This is a genomic window from Burkholderia sp. BCC1644, assembly GCF_902833225.1.
Taxonomy (GTDB): Bacteria; Pseudomonadota; Gammaproteobacteria; order Burkholderiales; family Burkholderiaceae; genus Burkholderia.
Genome location: NZ_CADFEI010000033.1, coordinates 25,968 through 42,697, shown reverse-complemented (window position 1 = coordinate 42,697; position 16,730 = coordinate 25,968). Strand labels below are relative to the sequence as shown.

Below are 16,730 nucleotides of genomic sequence, written 5' to 3'. Positions count from 1 at the left end.
TATCAAGCGTTGATCTCATGTGAAGAGTGGGACGGCTGTGCGTGACCAGTTCATCGGTCACGCAAATGAAATACCTGTGGTCAGATAAAAAATAAAACTACTATATGAATATTTATTGATTTGGATTTCTCTGGGTAACGCGAGGGTTCGCGGTAGATTTTGCTTTGCAATTTATTTTAGAGATTTATTTAAATAACAAAAAATTTATGTGGCGCATCACTCGGCGCCGATTATTACACTGTGAACAGGGTTGGAGGTAAAATGAAGTCACGAAACTTCGCATCTGGCGTGATGCTGGCTTGTGTCGCCGGAGCAATCCCGATTGGTGCGAGCGCTCAGGGGAGTGTTACGCTGTCCGGTACTATTGACACTGGATTTCTTTATACGAATAACAATGGTGGCCATGCGAGTTGGTCAACGATGAATGGGGCGCTTACACCAAGCCGCTGGATCTTGTCAGGTGTTGAAGATATAGGGGGCGGAAATCGGACGGTATTTCGTCTGATACATCCGTTCAGCGTTCAGAACGGTCGCGATCCGGGACGTGGGTTTAATGTTGCCTACGTTGGTCTGAGTAACGATCGATTCGGTACTTTGACGCTAGGGCGACAGTATGACACCACAATCGACTTCGTTTCTGGATTCGCGACTAATGGGACGTGGGCCCATATCGGCGACTCAGATAATACAAATGGGTCGTTCAAAACGAGCAATGCTGCCAAATATGTGAGTCCGACGTGGTACGGATTGACTCTCGGCACTACGTACGGATTCAGTAATCAGGGGGGGGGATCCGGACCTTCGTCGGGATTCGCGAACAATCGGGCAATTGCATTTGGCGCTACGTACAGCCATGGGCCCTTTTCCTCAGCATTAGGCTTCATTCAACTCAATCATCCGGACTCCCAGCCAGGAGGTGCTGTGGGAACTTCCGGAGGTGGGACAGCCGACGATTATGTGAGTATGTTCACAAAAAGCGTAACTAGCGGCGCGAATGTTGAGCGTGAGCGGATTTGGCTCGCCGGCGCTTCATATCAGATCGGACCAGTCACGCTCAATGGTCTGTATTCGAAAGTTCAGTATCGCTATCTCGACGGGACCGGGCTTTCGCTCGACAACTATGAGGCTAATGTCGCATGGCAAGTAACGCCGGCTTGGATCGCGCAGGTGGCATATATCCGTACGAATGGCGCATATTCAGGTGTGACTTCAGCGACTCCCGATCCTGGCTGGGATCAGTTAAATGTCGGAGCACAGTATCTGCTGTCTAAGCGTACGTTGATTTATCTCATTGCGATCGGTCAACAAGGTAGGAACGCGAAGGCCCAGATTCTCAACACTGGGCAATCTAGCACTCGTCGGCAACTAGTCGTGGCGCTGGGTATTCAGCATCGATTCTGATCAAAGTTCGGTGACTGAACAAGGATGTCGAATTGGGTCAACGCTGGCTTCGGATTGGATAGAAATCAGAATTGAAGTTGACCGACGTTTTCGACAGTCTGGGTGTGTTTGGCTATGGGGAAGTAACTTGAAAAAAGCAGTTCGATATCTGGCGCTCGCAGGGATTTGTCCGCTCACGGCATTCCTTGCGTCAAGTGCCTTAGGAAGCCGGGTCGACTCGTCTCCGTTCGGTGCCGCGGGTGATGCAAGAGCGTCGGCTCTTGTCTCAAAAATGACACTCGACGAAAAGATTCAACTTGTTCATGGTATTGGGATACCGAATCTGGGTATGGGCGGACCATTCCCGGTATGGGCGAAAGGTGCCGGTTATATTCCCGGTATCCCGCGGCTTGGCATTCCGTCGATCGCAAGTGCTGACGCGGCCGCTGGCGTTAGTGTGAAAGGATCAGGGGCAACTGCGCTGCCAGCACCCATAGCATTAGCTGCGACGTGGGACGAAGCAGTTGCGGCAGCCTACGGTGCCAGGGTCGCGAAGGAACTTCGGGCACTCGGGTATGCAGAAGCGCTCAATGGCGGTATCAATCTTGCACGCGAACCGCGTAGCGGCAGAACGTTCGAATACATGGGGGAAGATCCCGTCCTCGCGGGAACGATGGGCGCGGCGATGACGAGAGGGGTTCAGTCTCAGAAGGTTATCGCAACGATCAAGCATTTCGCGTTGAACGGCCAGGAAACGAACCGGATGAAGAGCAACTCCATTGGTGACGAACGTACGATGCGCGAGACAGAATTGCTTGCGTTCGAAATTGCGGTGAAGGAGGGACACCCAGGAAACGTAATGTGTTCATACAATCTCGTAAATGGAATTTATGCTTGCGAGAATCCGTACTTGCTCAATACGGTTCTAAAGAACGAGTGGGGTTTCAAAGGCGTCGTTCAATCAGATTGGGGGGCGACACATAGCACCGTTGCTGCTGCCAATGCCGGACTTGACGAGGAGCAGCCTGGGGAGGTGGGTGTAGACGTAGAGAAGAAGGTTCCTATCTTCGTATCGCGTTTCAGTTCAAAACTGAAGGAGGCGGTTTCTTCCGGAACGGTACCGACATCCCGTCTAGACGACATGGTTCGACGAAAGTTGGCTGTGCTAATCGGTACTGGCGTGATGGACGATCCCCCGAAGCCGAACGGCAAAGTAGACACCGCTGCCGGAAACGCCGACGCGCTATCGTTTGCACGGCAATCACTTGTGCTGTTGAAAAATGCGGTACCTTCCAGTGCTCGGCAGCCGGTACTTCCACTGAATTCTCGCGAACTATCATCTATCGTTGTCATTGGCGGACGTGCTGATTCGGGTGTTCTCTCCGGCGGCGGTTCTGCCAATGTTCCAGCGTCGAATGGCAACGCGGTCGCGAATTGCCAGTATTACGTAAACACGCCTATGGGGGGATGTGCGATCTGGTATAAGTCGCCGCCCCTTGACGCAATCAAGGCGAAGGTACCAAACGCGAAAGTTACCTACTACGACGGAATTGATGCGATGTCTGCCGCCAACGCGGCTGCGCGTGCTGATGTGGCGATCGTATTTGCAACACAGTGGGAAGCTGAGGCGCGGGATCTCAGAAGTCTTGCATTGCCCGACAGCAAGTCGACTCCGATCAGCGCTGAGTATGATCAGAACGCTCTTATCACCGCTGTCGCTGCGAAGGCCAAACGAGTGATTGTGGTTCTGCAAAACGGAAGTCCGGTGTTGATGCCATGGCTCCCCAACGTACATGGTGTCTTGGAAGCCTGGTTCCCTGGCGTACAGGGCGGGCAAGCGATCGCAGATGTGATATTTGGCGATGTAAACCCGTCGGGAAAATTGCCGATAACGTTCCCGCAGCAAGACTCGGATCTCCCCCAAAAGGCGGTTAGTCGTACCGAGTTGGACGTAAAATATCGCGAAGACCTGTTGATGGGATACCGATGGTATGACGCCAATGATATCAAGCCACTTTTCCCGTTCGGATTCGGACTTTCATACACGAATTTTTCTTATTCAAAACTCAAAATTCGAGCCGATTTATCGAATAATGTCACTGTGAAATTCACATTGAAGAACACAGGTGCACGTGCGGGTGCGGAAGTGGCGCAGGTCTACGCGCAGTTGCCTTCGGGGTTGGGGGAACCACCGCAGCGACTGGTTGGATGGGCGAAAGTATTCCTAGCGCCGGGGCAGACGAAGGAAATTACCTTGGCGATTCCAGTCGCACGTTTTGCCACGTGGAATGTCGACGATCACGCATGGCAGGTCAACCCAGGCATCTACAAGCTCAATGTGGGAGGGGGGTCTCGAGATGCGTCTGCGTTGACAAAAGATGTTGAATTAAGCGTGGGGCAGCCCTGAAAAGGAGCATGCCTCAAACGGAGTTGCCAGAAATTGACATCCGTCGATTTCACGTGAATGGTGACTTGTAGAAATTTTATTGAGTGAGCGGTGAACTTTCCTCTATTGTATATATTAAATATAGTGCAAGTTCACCACTCTGATTATTCGGCGACGTTGTTAGAAGCGTCTAACATACAGATTACTGCCCGAGTGTTGAGCGGAGTGGGAGATTAATTGACTGAAATGGCAGTGATTTGCGTCGTGACCATTCTGGGAGGCACGTTGCCGACCGTTTGAGCGGGTAGGTAAAAAGCCTGCTGCGTGAGGTACACAACAAAAGTCTCGGCGGTCTCGACGGAATGCCGTTCCTCTATGTTGGTTCGAGTTAACGATCGTCACAAGACGATGTTCTAGTTTTCGGAGTTGAAGATGAGTCATACTACAAATATGACGGCGCCGTTGGTTGCTGGATTGTTGGTATCGTTCACCGCCCTTGCTCTTGGCGCGAGCAATGGTCCGATCTTCGTGTCGAGCCCGGCCCTTGACAGGCACGTCATCTACCAAGATTTCGCGTTCTATCAGCCGTACGATGGGACGGCGTATCGAACGCTCGCACATCAAGCGCCGGAGCTCCGCAGGCTTGGTATTACCGATGTATGGTTTGCTCCACCATACCACGCACTCGACGACGGACGATTCGGCGAAGGATACGCTGTGATTGACCGCTATGATCTTGGAGAGTTTCCACAGGGGCGTAACAATGCAATCGCGACGAAGTATGGTACGAGCTCTGAATTGCATGAGGCCATCGAGAGCATGCATCGGCAACATATTAATGCGATCGTGGACATCGTTCCGAACCAGATATTCCTGTCGGAACGCGAGGTGGTTAGTGCCAGTGCCGTGGACCGATTCGGGATTCCGAGCAGTCCTACGGTAGCTAACATTTTCTATCCCGGATATACAAAAGGGGGCGGCCTTGGGCAGAGGAAGTATGGGTTAATCAAGCAGTGGAGCGCGATGTATGAAAACGGTACCTCGCCGCAGGGGATTGGCCTCGATCGAATCATGATCGACGGTGCCGGAGCGCCCTATCGGTACTACGGCCCGGGCGACGCACGCAATCATCTGCCAACCTGGCTGGCCAGCACTGACGCTGCGAAGCTCGGCGAACTCAATACGATCGACTCGTATCTATCTGTAGACGGCGGCTATGCAGTGAAAGGTACGACCACGGCGATTCCGGCTTATCGATCGTATCTACTATACTACGTCGATCCCCACCGGAATTCGACGACCCAACGCTATCTCGAGTACATGCGAACGCATGGCTTTCCTGGAGGCACCGATGATGCGGTGCGCCAGAGTATCGTCAATGGCGACACCGGTGCAGTATCCGCTGCGACAAAGGCTTACCTTGCGTTGCAGCCAGGATACTCGGCGACTTCGGAGGGAGGTATCTGGGCGTTTCGCTTCAACAAGTCCGACAATGGAGATGTTGGCAAGAACGTGATGCGCTTCGAGTTTCTCCTCGGTACGGATATCGACAACAGCAACAGCGTCGTACAGGCGGAAACGCTTAACTGGCAACGCTTCTTGCTCGACAAGTACCACTTCGACGGATTCCGGTTCGATGCTGCGGATCACTACAGTACCGAAATCATGAGACAGTCGGCGGAGATGATGTCGGCGCGGTACAGCCAGGAGATGGACAAACATCTCAGCGTAATCGAGTCGTACCAGAACCTCCGTTTCGGGAATCCTCAGATTGCCTTGGAGAACAGCAATCGAAATGGGCAACTAGCATACGATACAACGCTGTACGATGCGATGTACAACACGTTGGGGCAAGCAAATCCAAGTGAGCCGCTTAGCGACGTGTTCACAAAGTCGATTGTCGGTCAGGCGCGCTTGGGTGTCGGTGAAGCGATTCCCAACTGGTCGTTCGTCACGAATCACGATCTGGAACATACCGTTATCTCAAGTATTCCTGTACCACCGACTGAGATTAATGGTTTAACGGTCGACGCAGCACAACAAGTTGCGCAGATGAGGATCTACGACAACGATCGCAGGCTGAGCGCTAAGCAGTACGCACCTTATAACGTTCCTGCTGCATACGCTGTGATGCTGACCAACAAAGATACTGTACCGACGGTTTTCTATGGCGACATGTATGAGAGCGACAAGGGGTACACGTCGGTGAAGACGCCATACTACGATGCAATCGTTCGCTTGCTAATGATTCGGCAAAAGTACGTATCGGGTGCGCAGATTGTTACCTACTACCAGACCAACACATCTCCCAACGTGGCGGGGCAGGATCTAGTGGCGAGCGTACGTATCGGTACTGACCGACATACGGGCGTTGCAACAGTGGTAGGCGACAATCCGGCCACAAGTACGACGATCCAGATCAACATGGGCATGCTGCACGCGAACCAGATCTTCTCGAACTTGTTCGGCCAGTGGCCCGAACGCATTCAGTCCGATTCACGTGGGGTGCTGACCGTACACGTCGTTGGATCGTCGACGCCGCAAATCCACGGCTATTTGGGTGTTTGGGTGCCCACGTCGGAGGATGAAGGCGCGATCACGGGGTATTCAGGCTAAACGAGTTACATGCTGCGTATGTTGTCAGCGGCAAGGCCTGATGAGGGTGCTGATTGGCTCGATTGATCAGAACGCGCACCTATTTCTCAACGATGTCACGCCAACGAAACTGGATAAGTCTCTATTCCCCGAGTACGAAATCCAGTTGACAAATGCAACCATAGACTGGCCGCCGGCGCGATTGCGTTGCGGTCCGAGACAGCTTGCTGAATTCCGAACTTACCGTAGACCATTTATGATCGTGAAGAATTCCATTATGAACGTTCTAGTCGTTCGCATCCTCGTTGGGGTAGTCGCACTTGTTTGTGCGCACCTGGCCCACGCGCACACCCACCCAGTCCATCAGTTTCCGTCTGGATCTGCAGCAGTGAGCGTGGGAACCAAGGATGTGACTATTGATTTTGATGAGCGCCTTGAGCCGGCCTTTAGTTCAGTCACGGTGATGGACGCCCACGGGGTTTCTATGAATAGCGGACAAGCGGTTGTTGATTCTGCGAATCCGAAGCGCATCTCCGCACAACTGAAGCCTCTGGCAATGGGCAGGTACACAGTGATGTGGGTGGCAGTAGCCGCTGATGGGCACCATAGGCAAGGCCAATATACGTTCACTGTCAAGTAAATGCTATGCACCTCATCGTACAGATTGGTTTCGCAGTAGTGCAAGACCTGCTGTTCGCGGTTGTTTTGGGAGCACTTGCTTGCGAAGCGCTACTTGGGCAATGGGGACGGTTGTTGCAGACGGAGCCGGCTCGATGGCGCATGGGGGCGTTATGCAGCCTTGCAGTGGCGCTCGTTCTGAACTTGTGGTTTCAGTCCGCGGCGATGCGCGGCAAACCAATTAGTGAGGCGGGCCCGGAAATAGCTATTGTGATGGCGCAATCTCATTATGGTATCGCGTGGGCCGTATGCTTTTCCGGCGTAATCCTTGCAATCCTCGCTGGCACACGAACAACGGGATTGGCGTGGCTAGGCGCGCTTGCTGGGGCAATTATCTACTCGTCCGGCAAGTCAGCCGCAAGCCATGCGGCTGACGCTGGTGACTTCACGCGAGGTGAGGCGGTTTACGCGACGCATCTTTTCGCAACAGCGTTGTGGGCTGGCAGTGTGACGTTCGCGACCCGCATTGTGCACGGAGTGGGAAATTCATTGTCAGCAGTGGCCGTCCGTCGCATGTTCTGCGTGCGGCTGTCACAGTTGGCGACAATTGCGCTAGGTGTGGTCGTTCTGACGGGGGCGTACTGCACTGCAAGCAATTCAAGCTTGTCCTGTTTGCCATCGCGAGATTCTTGGTATGGTCGCGTACTGATATTCAAGCTCGCTTTGGTCGCGTTTTCAGTGTTACTGGGATTCCTCAATAGAACGAAATATCTACCACGCCTGAAGGCTGCTGCCAGTGGTAGTGAATCGTTCCGATGCGCTCAGAGGAACTTCAACAGGATCTTAACTGTGGAAGCTGTTGTCATGATCGCGGTGCTGTGCGCGGCGGCTATTCTAGGAAACACGTCGCCGCCAGATGGCTGACCATAGGGGACAGCGTGTTGAATATCTTTTGAGGTGGTCAATCAGTCATTTATTTATGGAAAACAAAATTTGGTTGCACGTATTTAATTTGGACTACTAATGTTTGTTTGGTGATTTTGTGGGAGTTGTATTGCACGAATCATTTAACTTGGAAACATGGAGTGGTTATGCGAGTTCATATTTTTACGGCCGCTTTAATCGGGGCGCTGTTCGGATTGAACGCAGCTCATGCTCAAAGTGCTGCGCCTGGCGCACCGGGTGTAGTCGGTGCATGGACTCCCGCCAACAAGCACGGGTTTGGTACCTCAACTACGACTGAGAGCAAGGTCTGGTTCACTATCGGAAGCGACGGCCTCAACGAAGTCTACTACCCCCGCCTCGATACTCCCAGCATTCGCGACCTGCAGTTCGTCGTGTCGGACGGTCGGACCTTCGCGGAGCGCGAAAGTACTGGTGCGCAGCACCGGACGGAACTGGTCAATCAGCATAGCCTCACTTATCGCCAGATCGGGCTGTCAAGTAGCGGACGGTATCGCCTCACGAAAACGTTCACCACGGACCCGTCCCGATCGACATTGCTTGTAGACGTAGATTTTGAGTCACTAGACGGCCGCCCCTATCAAGTGTATGCGTTGCTCAATCCGGGGCCGGGTAACAGTCTGGCCAACACAGCCGGCGGAACGTTCGATGGCGTGCTCGTGGCAAACAACGGCAATGTTGCGACCGCTTTCTCGGCGAGCCCGCGATTCACGCGTACTTCGAATGGTTACCTAGGAACGAGTGACGGCTGGCAGGATGTGAGCGGCCATCTACGTATGGATTGGACCTACGCATCGGCCGCGCAGGGCAACGTCGTACAAACCGGACAGACCGTACTCGACGGTGTGAAGCACAGGCACATCACACTGGCGATCGGTTTCGGCGAAACTTCGTCACAGGCTGAAATGAATGCGCAGAAGTCGCTCACAGTTGGTTTTACGCCGATCGCGGCGGCCTATGCTGAGGGCTGGGACGCTTACCTCCGATCGCTCAGACCGACTCCCGAAAGCGTACGAGATAAACCCGAGGTATACAATTCAGCGTTGATGGCCTTGGCTGCACACGAGGATAAGACCTACAGAGGCGCCTTCGTCGCTTCGCCCTCTATGCCGTGGGTATTCGGTCATCGAGATCAGTCGGGCGCATATCACCTAGTCTGGGCTCGCGATCTCTACCAGATGGCTACTTCGTTGCTCGCTGCTGGCGACCGGGGGGCAGCCGAGCGTGCGATGACGTGGCTGTTCAATTCGCAACAAAAGGCAGACGGTTCATTTCCACAAAATTCTCAGGTTGATGGAACGCCGCGCTGGACCGGCCTGCAAGTTGACCAGGTCGCGTTCCCGATCATCCTTGCTTGGCAACTTGGCCGATTCGACAACGCGACATATCTCAATCACGTAAAGAAGGCTGCCGACTTCATTGTCGCATATGGGCCTACCACCCAACAGGAACGCTGGGAGGAGCAGAGCGGGTATTCGCCGGCAACGATCGCAGCCGAGATCGCGGCGCTTACTTGTGCTTCCGATATCGCGCGAAAAAATGGCGACGCAGCATCGACGAACACCTATGCGACGCTGGCCGACACATGGCAGCGGAGTGTCGAGTCGTGGACGGTCACACATTCCGGCCCGTATTCCGTTCGACCGTACTACTTGCGCTTGACCAAGGACGGAAAGCCTGACGCCAGCACGGCATATGACGTCAGAAACAGTGGGCCTAGTAATGTCGACCAACGGGCAGTTGTCGATCCGAGCTTTCTCGAGCTGGTACGGCTTGGTGTGAAGCGCGCAGACGATCCGATTATCAGGAATACGCTGACGGTCGTTGATGGCCAGCTCGGTGTGGAGACGCCGAACGGCAAGTTCTGGCATCGCTATAACTTTGATGGTTATGGAGAACAACGGGATGGAAGCGAATTTAACGGTATGGCCTTTGCTGCGGGGAGTCAGATGACAATCGGTCGGATCTGGCCCATATTCGCCGGTGAGCGTGGCGAATATGATCTCCTCGCAAATGACGCCAATGGTGCGCGCTTGCAACTTGCTGCGATGGGGGCTGCGGCGAATGACGGCCTGATGATTCCTGAACAGGTATGGGATTTCAATGCTCCGTCTGGCCAGCCTGGATTTGTGCCTGGGACTGGCAGCACTTCCGCTACGCCGCTTGCGTGGTCGGAAGCGCAGTATGTAAGACTAGCTTTGTCGATTGATCGTGGCGAGCCGGTTGAGTTGCCGACGATTGTTGAATGCAGGTACACGCATCGTTGTCGGAAGTAAGAAGTTTCTATTGATGGTCGCCGGGAACGGCGACCGCTGAGAAGAAGTTAGTGTAACTGAAATCGCAATCCAGCTAATAGGGGACGGTGGACGTCGCGCTGACATATCCAGCAACATTCGAGCATTCATTGCCAATGAGAGGGAATCCATGAAGACGAGTTACAGAATGATGATGTACGTCGTGGCTGCGGTATTTTCACTGGGCGCGCACGCGCAAAGTCAGACAGCCGAACCGGCCACGAAGGTCAGCGGCATGTCGGCAACGGCTGCGTCATGGTCGCACGCGTCGAAGAAGATCGAGCGCGCAGCGAACCGGCAGTTCTCAAAGAAAGTGCGTCAGGCGATCTTTAAGACAAAGGGACTGGCGGGTACTGAAATCGTTGTGTTTGGTATTGCTGCGACGGGTCAGGTTACACTCGCCGGTTTCATTGATGATCAACAGCAGGAGAATCAGGCAATGATGGCGGCGGAAAAGGTGCCGGGAGTCAAGTCGGTGACGAGCAAGCTGATGGTGCGCGAAAATGTGCATTGATCCGCAAGCAATGGAATCAACCTCAGAGCTATTCTGCATCCGACCGCCTAAGGAGAGACAACATGACCCGCACCGCTTCCCTCGTACTTCTTTCCATCGTACTGCTGGCAGCTTGTACGACAGCGTCAGTTACTTCTGAACCTGCCACTAGCATGAACGGCGTTCTGGTCGGCCCGAACCGTATGACGCTCTACGTCTTCGACAAAGACTCGGCTGGTTCGGGCAAGAGCATGTGCAATGGCCTGTGTTCCAAGAACTGGCCGCCGCTGATCGTGTCCACTAGTGATGCGCCATTTGGTCCCTGGAGTGTGATCGTCCGCGACGATGGTGGCAAGCAATGGGCTTATATGGGACGTCCGCTGTACTACTGGGCAAAGGACGCCAGGCCCGGTGATATGACAGGAGACGGCCTTCTCAACAACGCCTGGCATTCGGCAAGACCTTAATTGATCATCGGGCACGCGAACTTCTATATTCGGCGCTCGCATTGCTATTTGTGTGCTCCGGGTCGAATTGGCGGATCCAACAGACCGCGGCGGTGGCACGATGTCATTGCGAGTACGCTATCGTCATATTTGAAGGACGACACGATGCCACCCATGACTACGCTGTGCTTCCCAAGAGGACACTGACAAGAAGCGAGTTGGCAGTGTTCACGCGTATGTCGAACGGAGGCGGGCAGCCAACTCGTCTGGCCGAGCGAGTTTAAGCGGTGGTCGGGAGAGGCGCGCAGCGATGTGGCAGTTACGCGTCGATGTCGCTGACCTTGTGTGGCGGCAAGCTTGTCAAGACGTCCTTCCGATGGGCCCCTGGATCGAGTCCGTTCAGTTGCGTGGAACTGTTCAAACTCATGATGGTGGCCGCGCGCTGACCCACACGCGGCTATCCTGCGAACAGCCAATTTTTGCGATTATGCCAACGTTGGCATATGCGCCGAAACTATCTGTTCGCCGGCGCGTACTCAGGTGGTGAATGGGAAATACCGCTCGCCTCGCGAGTTCAGGCGGGCTGCGGTGCCATCAATCTAACGGCGTCCGCGTGTCCTGAGTTAATGGGACAACTCCACTGCACGCTGGCAATGATACACATGCACTGCATGCCTTCCGATCGTTGGCGAAACCGGAAACTCACAACGTCAAGACTGAATGGGCTCCACGCTCACAGGTGACCAATGCGGGTCGCGCCGCCGCGAAACTTGACCAATTCGGTTGACCTTCCCACGGTGGGAAGGTTTAGTGTGTTTCGACGCTGCGTCCGCTGTCCACTGCATATAGGTCCTGCTTATGAGAAATTCCGAATCACGCCTCGCAATCTCAGCCGTGCTCATCACGCTCTGTTTCATGGGCGGAGTCGCCGAAGTTGCCTCGGCGGCCGGTATGGCTTCTCTCCTTTTTCCCGAGCTTGCCGCGCTGTCCTATGACGTATTCGTTCGGCCGCATGGCACTTGGGCCCGCGCCCCCTTGATGCTTACGCTCACTCCGGCGGTGACTGCCATGCTGGGTGTGTTTGTCAGCCGTCATTTGCCGTATTCTGCGGCATCGATTGCGATTTGCATCGTGGGAGCGATCGCAATCCTGAGGGTTATGCGCTCGCCCGTTGCACCTGCAATCTCGTCCTGCATTCTCGCGCTGTCGCTCGGCGAGAGAAGCTGGTGGTATCCGATCTCGATCCTGATCGGCACTGGGATGCTCGCCGTGCTGGCTGCAGTCTATCGGATCGTCTTCGACACCGCAGCATCACATTTGGCGCCGAGCGTCGACGATCAGCTCAAAAACGAACTTGAAGCATTACCCGACCAATTTGTGTGGGCACCGTTCTTCGCACTATTCCTCAGCACAACATACCTTCTTTCAAAAGCGACCGGAATGAAGATGTTGCTCTTCCCGCCGCTCGTCGTCATCGCCTTCGAAATGTTCGCGCATGCGAACGTCTGTCCCTGGGCGCAGCGGCCCGCATTGTTGCCGGCGGTGTGTACGCTCGCAGCGGTAGTCGGCGTCGCAGCGCTGGCGACTTTTGGTCCGGGCGTCATCTCGACGTTGCTGGCTACACTATTCGGCATTGTAATGCTACGTATGACCCGCCTCCATGCAATCCCCGCACTTGCCGTAGGGCTCCTACCGCAAGTCATGCCTCAAGTCGACTGGCGTTTCCCGCTTGCTGTCGGCATGGGCAGTGCGCTATTGACAATGAGTTTCCTACTCTTCAAGAAGGCGTCAACACTCGGACGCAGCGTCGCGCAATGAACGGCGTTTCCCGATGAAGTAGCCGTATTATTTCCCCGCATCGAGCATAGTCACTCGAGATACACGGGTTCGTTTAAGCGCGACTGGAGCGTTAGAAACTTTGAGGAAAAGGCCGCCGGATGCCCGATATTCGCGAAGCGTTACCCAGCGACTTAGGGCAGCGTGGTCGTCGCGATGTTGGAACTGATTTGGCCATAGTACTGGAAAACAGTTTGATAATGCTCGGGAGTGGTAGAGCACATCCGAGACGCACAGTGCTTTAATGTGCAGGGTCGTAGCCAGATCAAGCTTGCCGCCGCTTTGACAAGGCGGCTTTTCGGTCCATCGTATTCCGTCAAGAATCTCGCAGGCTGCGCTCAATTCTAGCGACGATAGTACCCAGATAAAAGCATTGTGGAGCGCCAGGCAGAATCGAATCTCGCGGCAGTTCATTGGCCAACTTGCAAGCCGTGTGTCGCAGTGGCAACTTGTGGTTGCGAAGAGGTTATAAGAAATAATCGGAATATACGGGATGAGTATTAAAATTGCGTAGACAATAATGTTTGGTGCATTGCGATGCATTGCATTGCATTGCAATTCAATTCAATTCAATTCAATTATAAGAGATTGCTTGGACTTTAGATGGGCTTTCCAAGCGGAGCGACATCCTCGATCAATCCCCTATTTTCACTTACGCGACGGTGGTCCCGCGCGTGTTTGGGTTCTGATTGGTGGAATTGGGGGGGCAGCGCGAAGCAAACCGTATGCTACACGTTGCGGCATGGTCCAGCTAACAGATAGATCGGTCGCCGGAGACTTGACCAAAAATGGTCAACGTTCGCGTTGCACACTCATCCCGCTTTGTCTACTTTTGAGCCAGTCAAGCAGTGATCGTGCAGCATTTGCATCGCATGGCCAAACATTGGATGATTTTACCCGGCAACGCATAGGATAGAGATTGTGCGCGCGTCAATTCGCGACATCGAGCCTGCCGCCCGAGTATCGATCGAGCACACAATTAGCTTCCGGCGCGATGCCCGGCAGTGATCCGCGCGAACGATCGGATCGACGCGGATGTTGTCGCATTCTTGCGGTGTATTACGGCCCCCTCGACCTGCGGCGCAGGCAGTGATCGCAGGCAAGCCGAGTCGATGAATCATATAAATGATGGAGACACTGATGCAGGAAGTCTGTGAGCCGCTCACGTCCGGCGAACCCACTCAGTCCGCGGCGGCTCAGCCCCTTCAGGCGCGCCGGTCGATGCGGTTCATCGCAATGATCGCGACTCTCGGTGGCCTGCTGTTCGGCTATGACACTGGGGTCATCAATGGCGCGCTGGCGTACATGACCCAGGATCTCGGGCTCACGCCGCTGACCGAGGGGCTCGTGACCAGTTCTCTGCTGCTCGGCGCCGTGATCGGCTCGGTGGCTTCGGGCCTGGTAGCGGACCGCTACGGGCGCCGGATGAGCATCATGATCCTGGCGGTCCTGTTCCTTGGGGGCGCGTTGTCATGTACCTTCGCCCCGACCGTTTCGATGCTGATTGCCGCGCGATTCGTGCTGGGCATCGCGGTGGGGGGGGCATCGATCTGCGTACCGACCTACCTGGCCGAACTGGCGCCCGTGCATCGTCGTGGGCAGATCATCACGCAAAACGAGCTGATGATCGTCTCCGGCCAAATGATCGCATTCATCGTCAATGCGACGATGGGCAGCCTGTGGGGTAGCGACCATGGCATCTGGCGCTGGATGCTGGCCGTCGCGACGTTGCCGGCGGTCGGGCTGTGGTTCGGCATGCTGGTGATGCCGGAAAGCCCGCGCTGGCTAGCCTCGAAGGGCAAACTGCACGCGGCTTGGAAAGTATTGCAGCAGGTGCGCGACTTCCAGTCAGCTCAGCAGGAGTTCGATTCGATTCGCAACGCCGAGCACCGCCACGCCCATCCGGCCCTTCGCACCGGGCCGGGCTTGTCGGCGCCCTGGGTCCGCCATGTCTTCTGGGTCGGGATCGGGATTGCCATCGTCATGCAGGCGACCGGAGTAAATTCGATCATGTTCTACGGTACGCAGATCCTGACGAATTCCGGCTTTGGACGGGAGACGGCACTGATCGGCAATGTGGCGAACGGGGTGATCTCGGTCGTGGCGACCTTGGTCGGCATCCAGGTGCTCGGCAAGATCGGTCGCCGACCGATGTTCCTGCTCGGACTGAGCGGTACGACGCTATCCTTGCTGATGATCGGCCTGTTCTCCCAGTTCCTGCCGGTATCGTTCCTGCGTGCGTGCCTGATTCTGGTCGCCATGGCGTGTTTCCTCGGCTTCATGCAGGCGCTGATCGCACCGGTATGCTGGGTGTTGCTGGCCGAACTGTTTCCGCTGCATATTCGCGGCTTCGCAGTGGGCGTAGCCGGTTGCGTGCTGTGGATGGTCAATTTCGTGCTCGGGCTGAGCTTCCCGTCGCTGGTCGCCTATGTCGGCATTTCAAGCACGTTCTTCGTATTCTTTGTCATCGGCATGGTGTCGATTGCGTTCATCTGGCGCAACCTGCCCGAAACGAGGGGGCGCAGCCTCGAGGAGATCGAGGCGCATTTCCGCAGCCTGTACGGCGGCGCGGAGCAGGCACGATGAGCGAGGATCCTGTCGTGCCCCCGGCTGGCACGAGGCGTAAGCGCGATGCACGGTTTGTCGAAATAGCGGCCGAGGCGGGCGTCAGCGAGGCCACGGTCAATCGCGTCCTCAACGAACGGGGCAGTGTTTCGGAGTCGGCGCGCGAGCGCGTAATCGCGGCGGCGCGCCGGCTGGGCGTGCGCCGCGTGCTGCCGGACAGCCGGCATGGCCTGATTCATATCGACGTGCTGCTTTCGCACGGCGACACGCCGTTTTTCCGCCGCCTGAATGCGGCGCTGCAACGTTCGGCCCAGATCCTCGACAAGCGCATCGTCCTGCATCGGCTGATTCTTCCCGAGTCGGACCGGGCGGTGGTCGACGCGATCAGCAACTGCCGGTACCGCCGCGCCGGGATGATCATCACGACGCGTGACACGGCGCCGGTGCGCGCGGCGCTGAGTGAGGCGATCGATCGAGGCGAAACGGTCGTCACCTTGATGACCGATATCAGCGAGATTTCGCGTGCCCACTTCGCCGGGATCGACAACGTGGGCGCTGGCCGCACCGCAGGCTACTTCATCGGGCGGCTCGCCAAGCGGGCCGGGCGTGTGCTCAAGCTTTGCGGAAGCCGCAGTTTTGGCGCGCACCGCGACCGGATCGCCGGTTTTCGCGCGGCGCTCGAGGGGGCCGAAACCGAGCTCGAGTATCAGGGCGTCGAGATCGAGACGCTCGACAACGCCGATGCGTGTTATCGCGCGGTGTTGCCGGCGCTGAAGCAGGGCGATTTGGTCGGCATCTACAACAGCGGTTATGGTTCGGCGGGCATCGCCGCGGCGCTCAGGGAATTCGACGTGGCCGGCAAGGTGGTGTGGATCGGTCACGAGATGCTGGACGAGCACCGCGCCTATATCGACGAAGGCACGATGGATATCGTGATCGACCAGAATCCCGACGCGCAGGTGATTTCCGCGTTGCAGCACCTGCTGTACGGTTGCGGGGTGCTTGAGACCACGCCACCGATCGGGCCAGTCGAGTTCGGCGTTTTCTGCGCAGCGAACGTTCGACGCAGCCCCTATCTTTCCCCCGACGATTGAATGGCGGCGGCAAGTGGGCATGGATCTGCGCGCGGCCGAATCGCTTTGCCTGTCACTGCC

At 55.7% G+C, this 16,730-nt stretch carries 11 protein-coding genes and 1 pseudogene; 11 read left to right on the top strand and 1 reads right to left on the bottom strand.

Annotated elements, in window-relative coordinates:
- The first annotated feature begins 261 nt into the window (after positions 1–261).
- The 8 genes from HWX87_RS36685 (at position 262) to HWX87_RS36650 (ending at position 11,196) form a co-directional block, all read left to right on the top strand.
- On the top strand, positions 262–1,401 hold the full coding sequence (locus HWX87_RS36685; protein ID WP_175911448.1) for a porin: 1,140 nt from the start codon (positions 262–264) through the stop codon (positions 1,399–1,401).
- 127 nt (positions 1,402–1,528) lie between these two features.
- Positions 1,529–3,787: a glycoside hydrolase family 3 C-terminal domain-containing protein gene (locus HWX87_RS36680; protein ID WP_175911447.1), complete on the top strand. Its 2,259-nt coding sequence runs from the start codon at positions 1,529–1,531 to the stop codon at positions 3,785–3,787.
- A gap of 411 nt (positions 3,788–4,198) precedes the next feature.
- On the top strand, positions 4,199–6,382 hold the full coding sequence (locus HWX87_RS36675; RefSeq protein WP_175911446.1) for a glycoside hydrolase family 70 protein: 2,184 nt from the start codon (positions 4,199–4,201) through the stop codon (positions 6,380–6,382).
- Positions 6,383–6,422: 40 nt separating this feature from the next.
- Positions 6,423–7,001 carry a copper resistance protein CopC gene (locus tag HWX87_RS38195; protein ID WP_244137837.1) on the top strand — a complete coding sequence of 193 codons (579 nt, stop codon included), beginning with the start codon at positions 6,423–6,425 and terminating at the stop codon, positions 6,999–7,001.
- A gap of 5 nt (positions 7,002–7,006) precedes the next feature.
- Positions 7,007–7,903, top strand: a complete 897-nt coding sequence (locus tag HWX87_RS36665; protein WP_175911444.1) for a CopD family protein — start codon at positions 7,007–7,009, stop codon at positions 7,901–7,903.
- 167 nt (positions 7,904–8,070) lie between these two features.
- Positions 8,071–10,218 carry a glycoside hydrolase family 15 protein gene (locus HWX87_RS36660; RefSeq protein WP_176051679.1) on the top strand — a complete coding sequence of 716 codons (2,148 nt, stop codon included), beginning with the start codon at positions 8,071–8,073 and terminating at the stop codon, positions 10,216–10,218.
- A gap of 148 nt (positions 10,219–10,366) precedes the next feature.
- Entirely contained in the window at positions 10,367–10,750 is a 384-nt protein-coding gene (locus HWX87_RS36655) for a BON domain-containing protein (RefSeq protein WP_244137836.1), read from the top strand.
- 62 nt (positions 10,751–10,812) lie between these two features.
- Positions 10,813–11,196: a hypothetical protein gene (locus HWX87_RS36650; protein ID WP_175911442.1), complete on the top strand. Its 384-nt coding sequence runs from the start codon at positions 10,813–10,815 to the stop codon at positions 11,194–11,196.
- Positions 11,197–11,494: 298 nt separating this feature from the next.
- On the opposite strand, the pseudogene HWX87_RS36645 reads toward HWX87_RS36650, so the two are convergent.
- A pseudogene (locus HWX87_RS36645) lies at positions 11,495–11,659 on the bottom strand (IS66 family transposase); the annotation flags it as partial.
- A gap of 374 nt (positions 11,660–12,033) precedes the next feature.
- Here HWX87_RS36645 and HWX87_RS36640 point away from each other — a divergent pair.
- The 3 genes from HWX87_RS36640 to HWX87_RS36630 all read left to right on the top strand — a co-directional run bounded on the left by HWX87_RS36640 (position 12,034) and on the right by HWX87_RS36630 (position 16,670).
- On the top strand, positions 12,034–12,993 hold the full coding sequence (locus tag HWX87_RS36640; RefSeq protein ID WP_175911441.1) for an HPP family protein: 960 nt from the start codon (positions 12,034–12,036) through the stop codon (positions 12,991–12,993).
- Between the two features lie 1,143 nt (positions 12,994–14,136).
- Positions 14,137–15,597: a sugar porter family MFS transporter gene (locus tag HWX87_RS36635; RefSeq protein ID WP_244137835.1), complete on the top strand. Its 1,461-nt coding sequence runs from the start codon at positions 14,137–14,139 to the stop codon at positions 15,595–15,597.
- Complete coding sequence (locus HWX87_RS36630) at positions 15,594–16,670, top strand: LacI family DNA-binding transcriptional regulator (protein ID WP_043179539.1); 1,077 nt, start codon at positions 15,594–15,596, stop codon at positions 16,668–16,670. Before HWX87_RS36635 ends, HWX87_RS36630 begins: the two co-directional genes overlap by 4 nt.
- Positions 16,671–16,730: the final 60 nt, after the last annotated feature.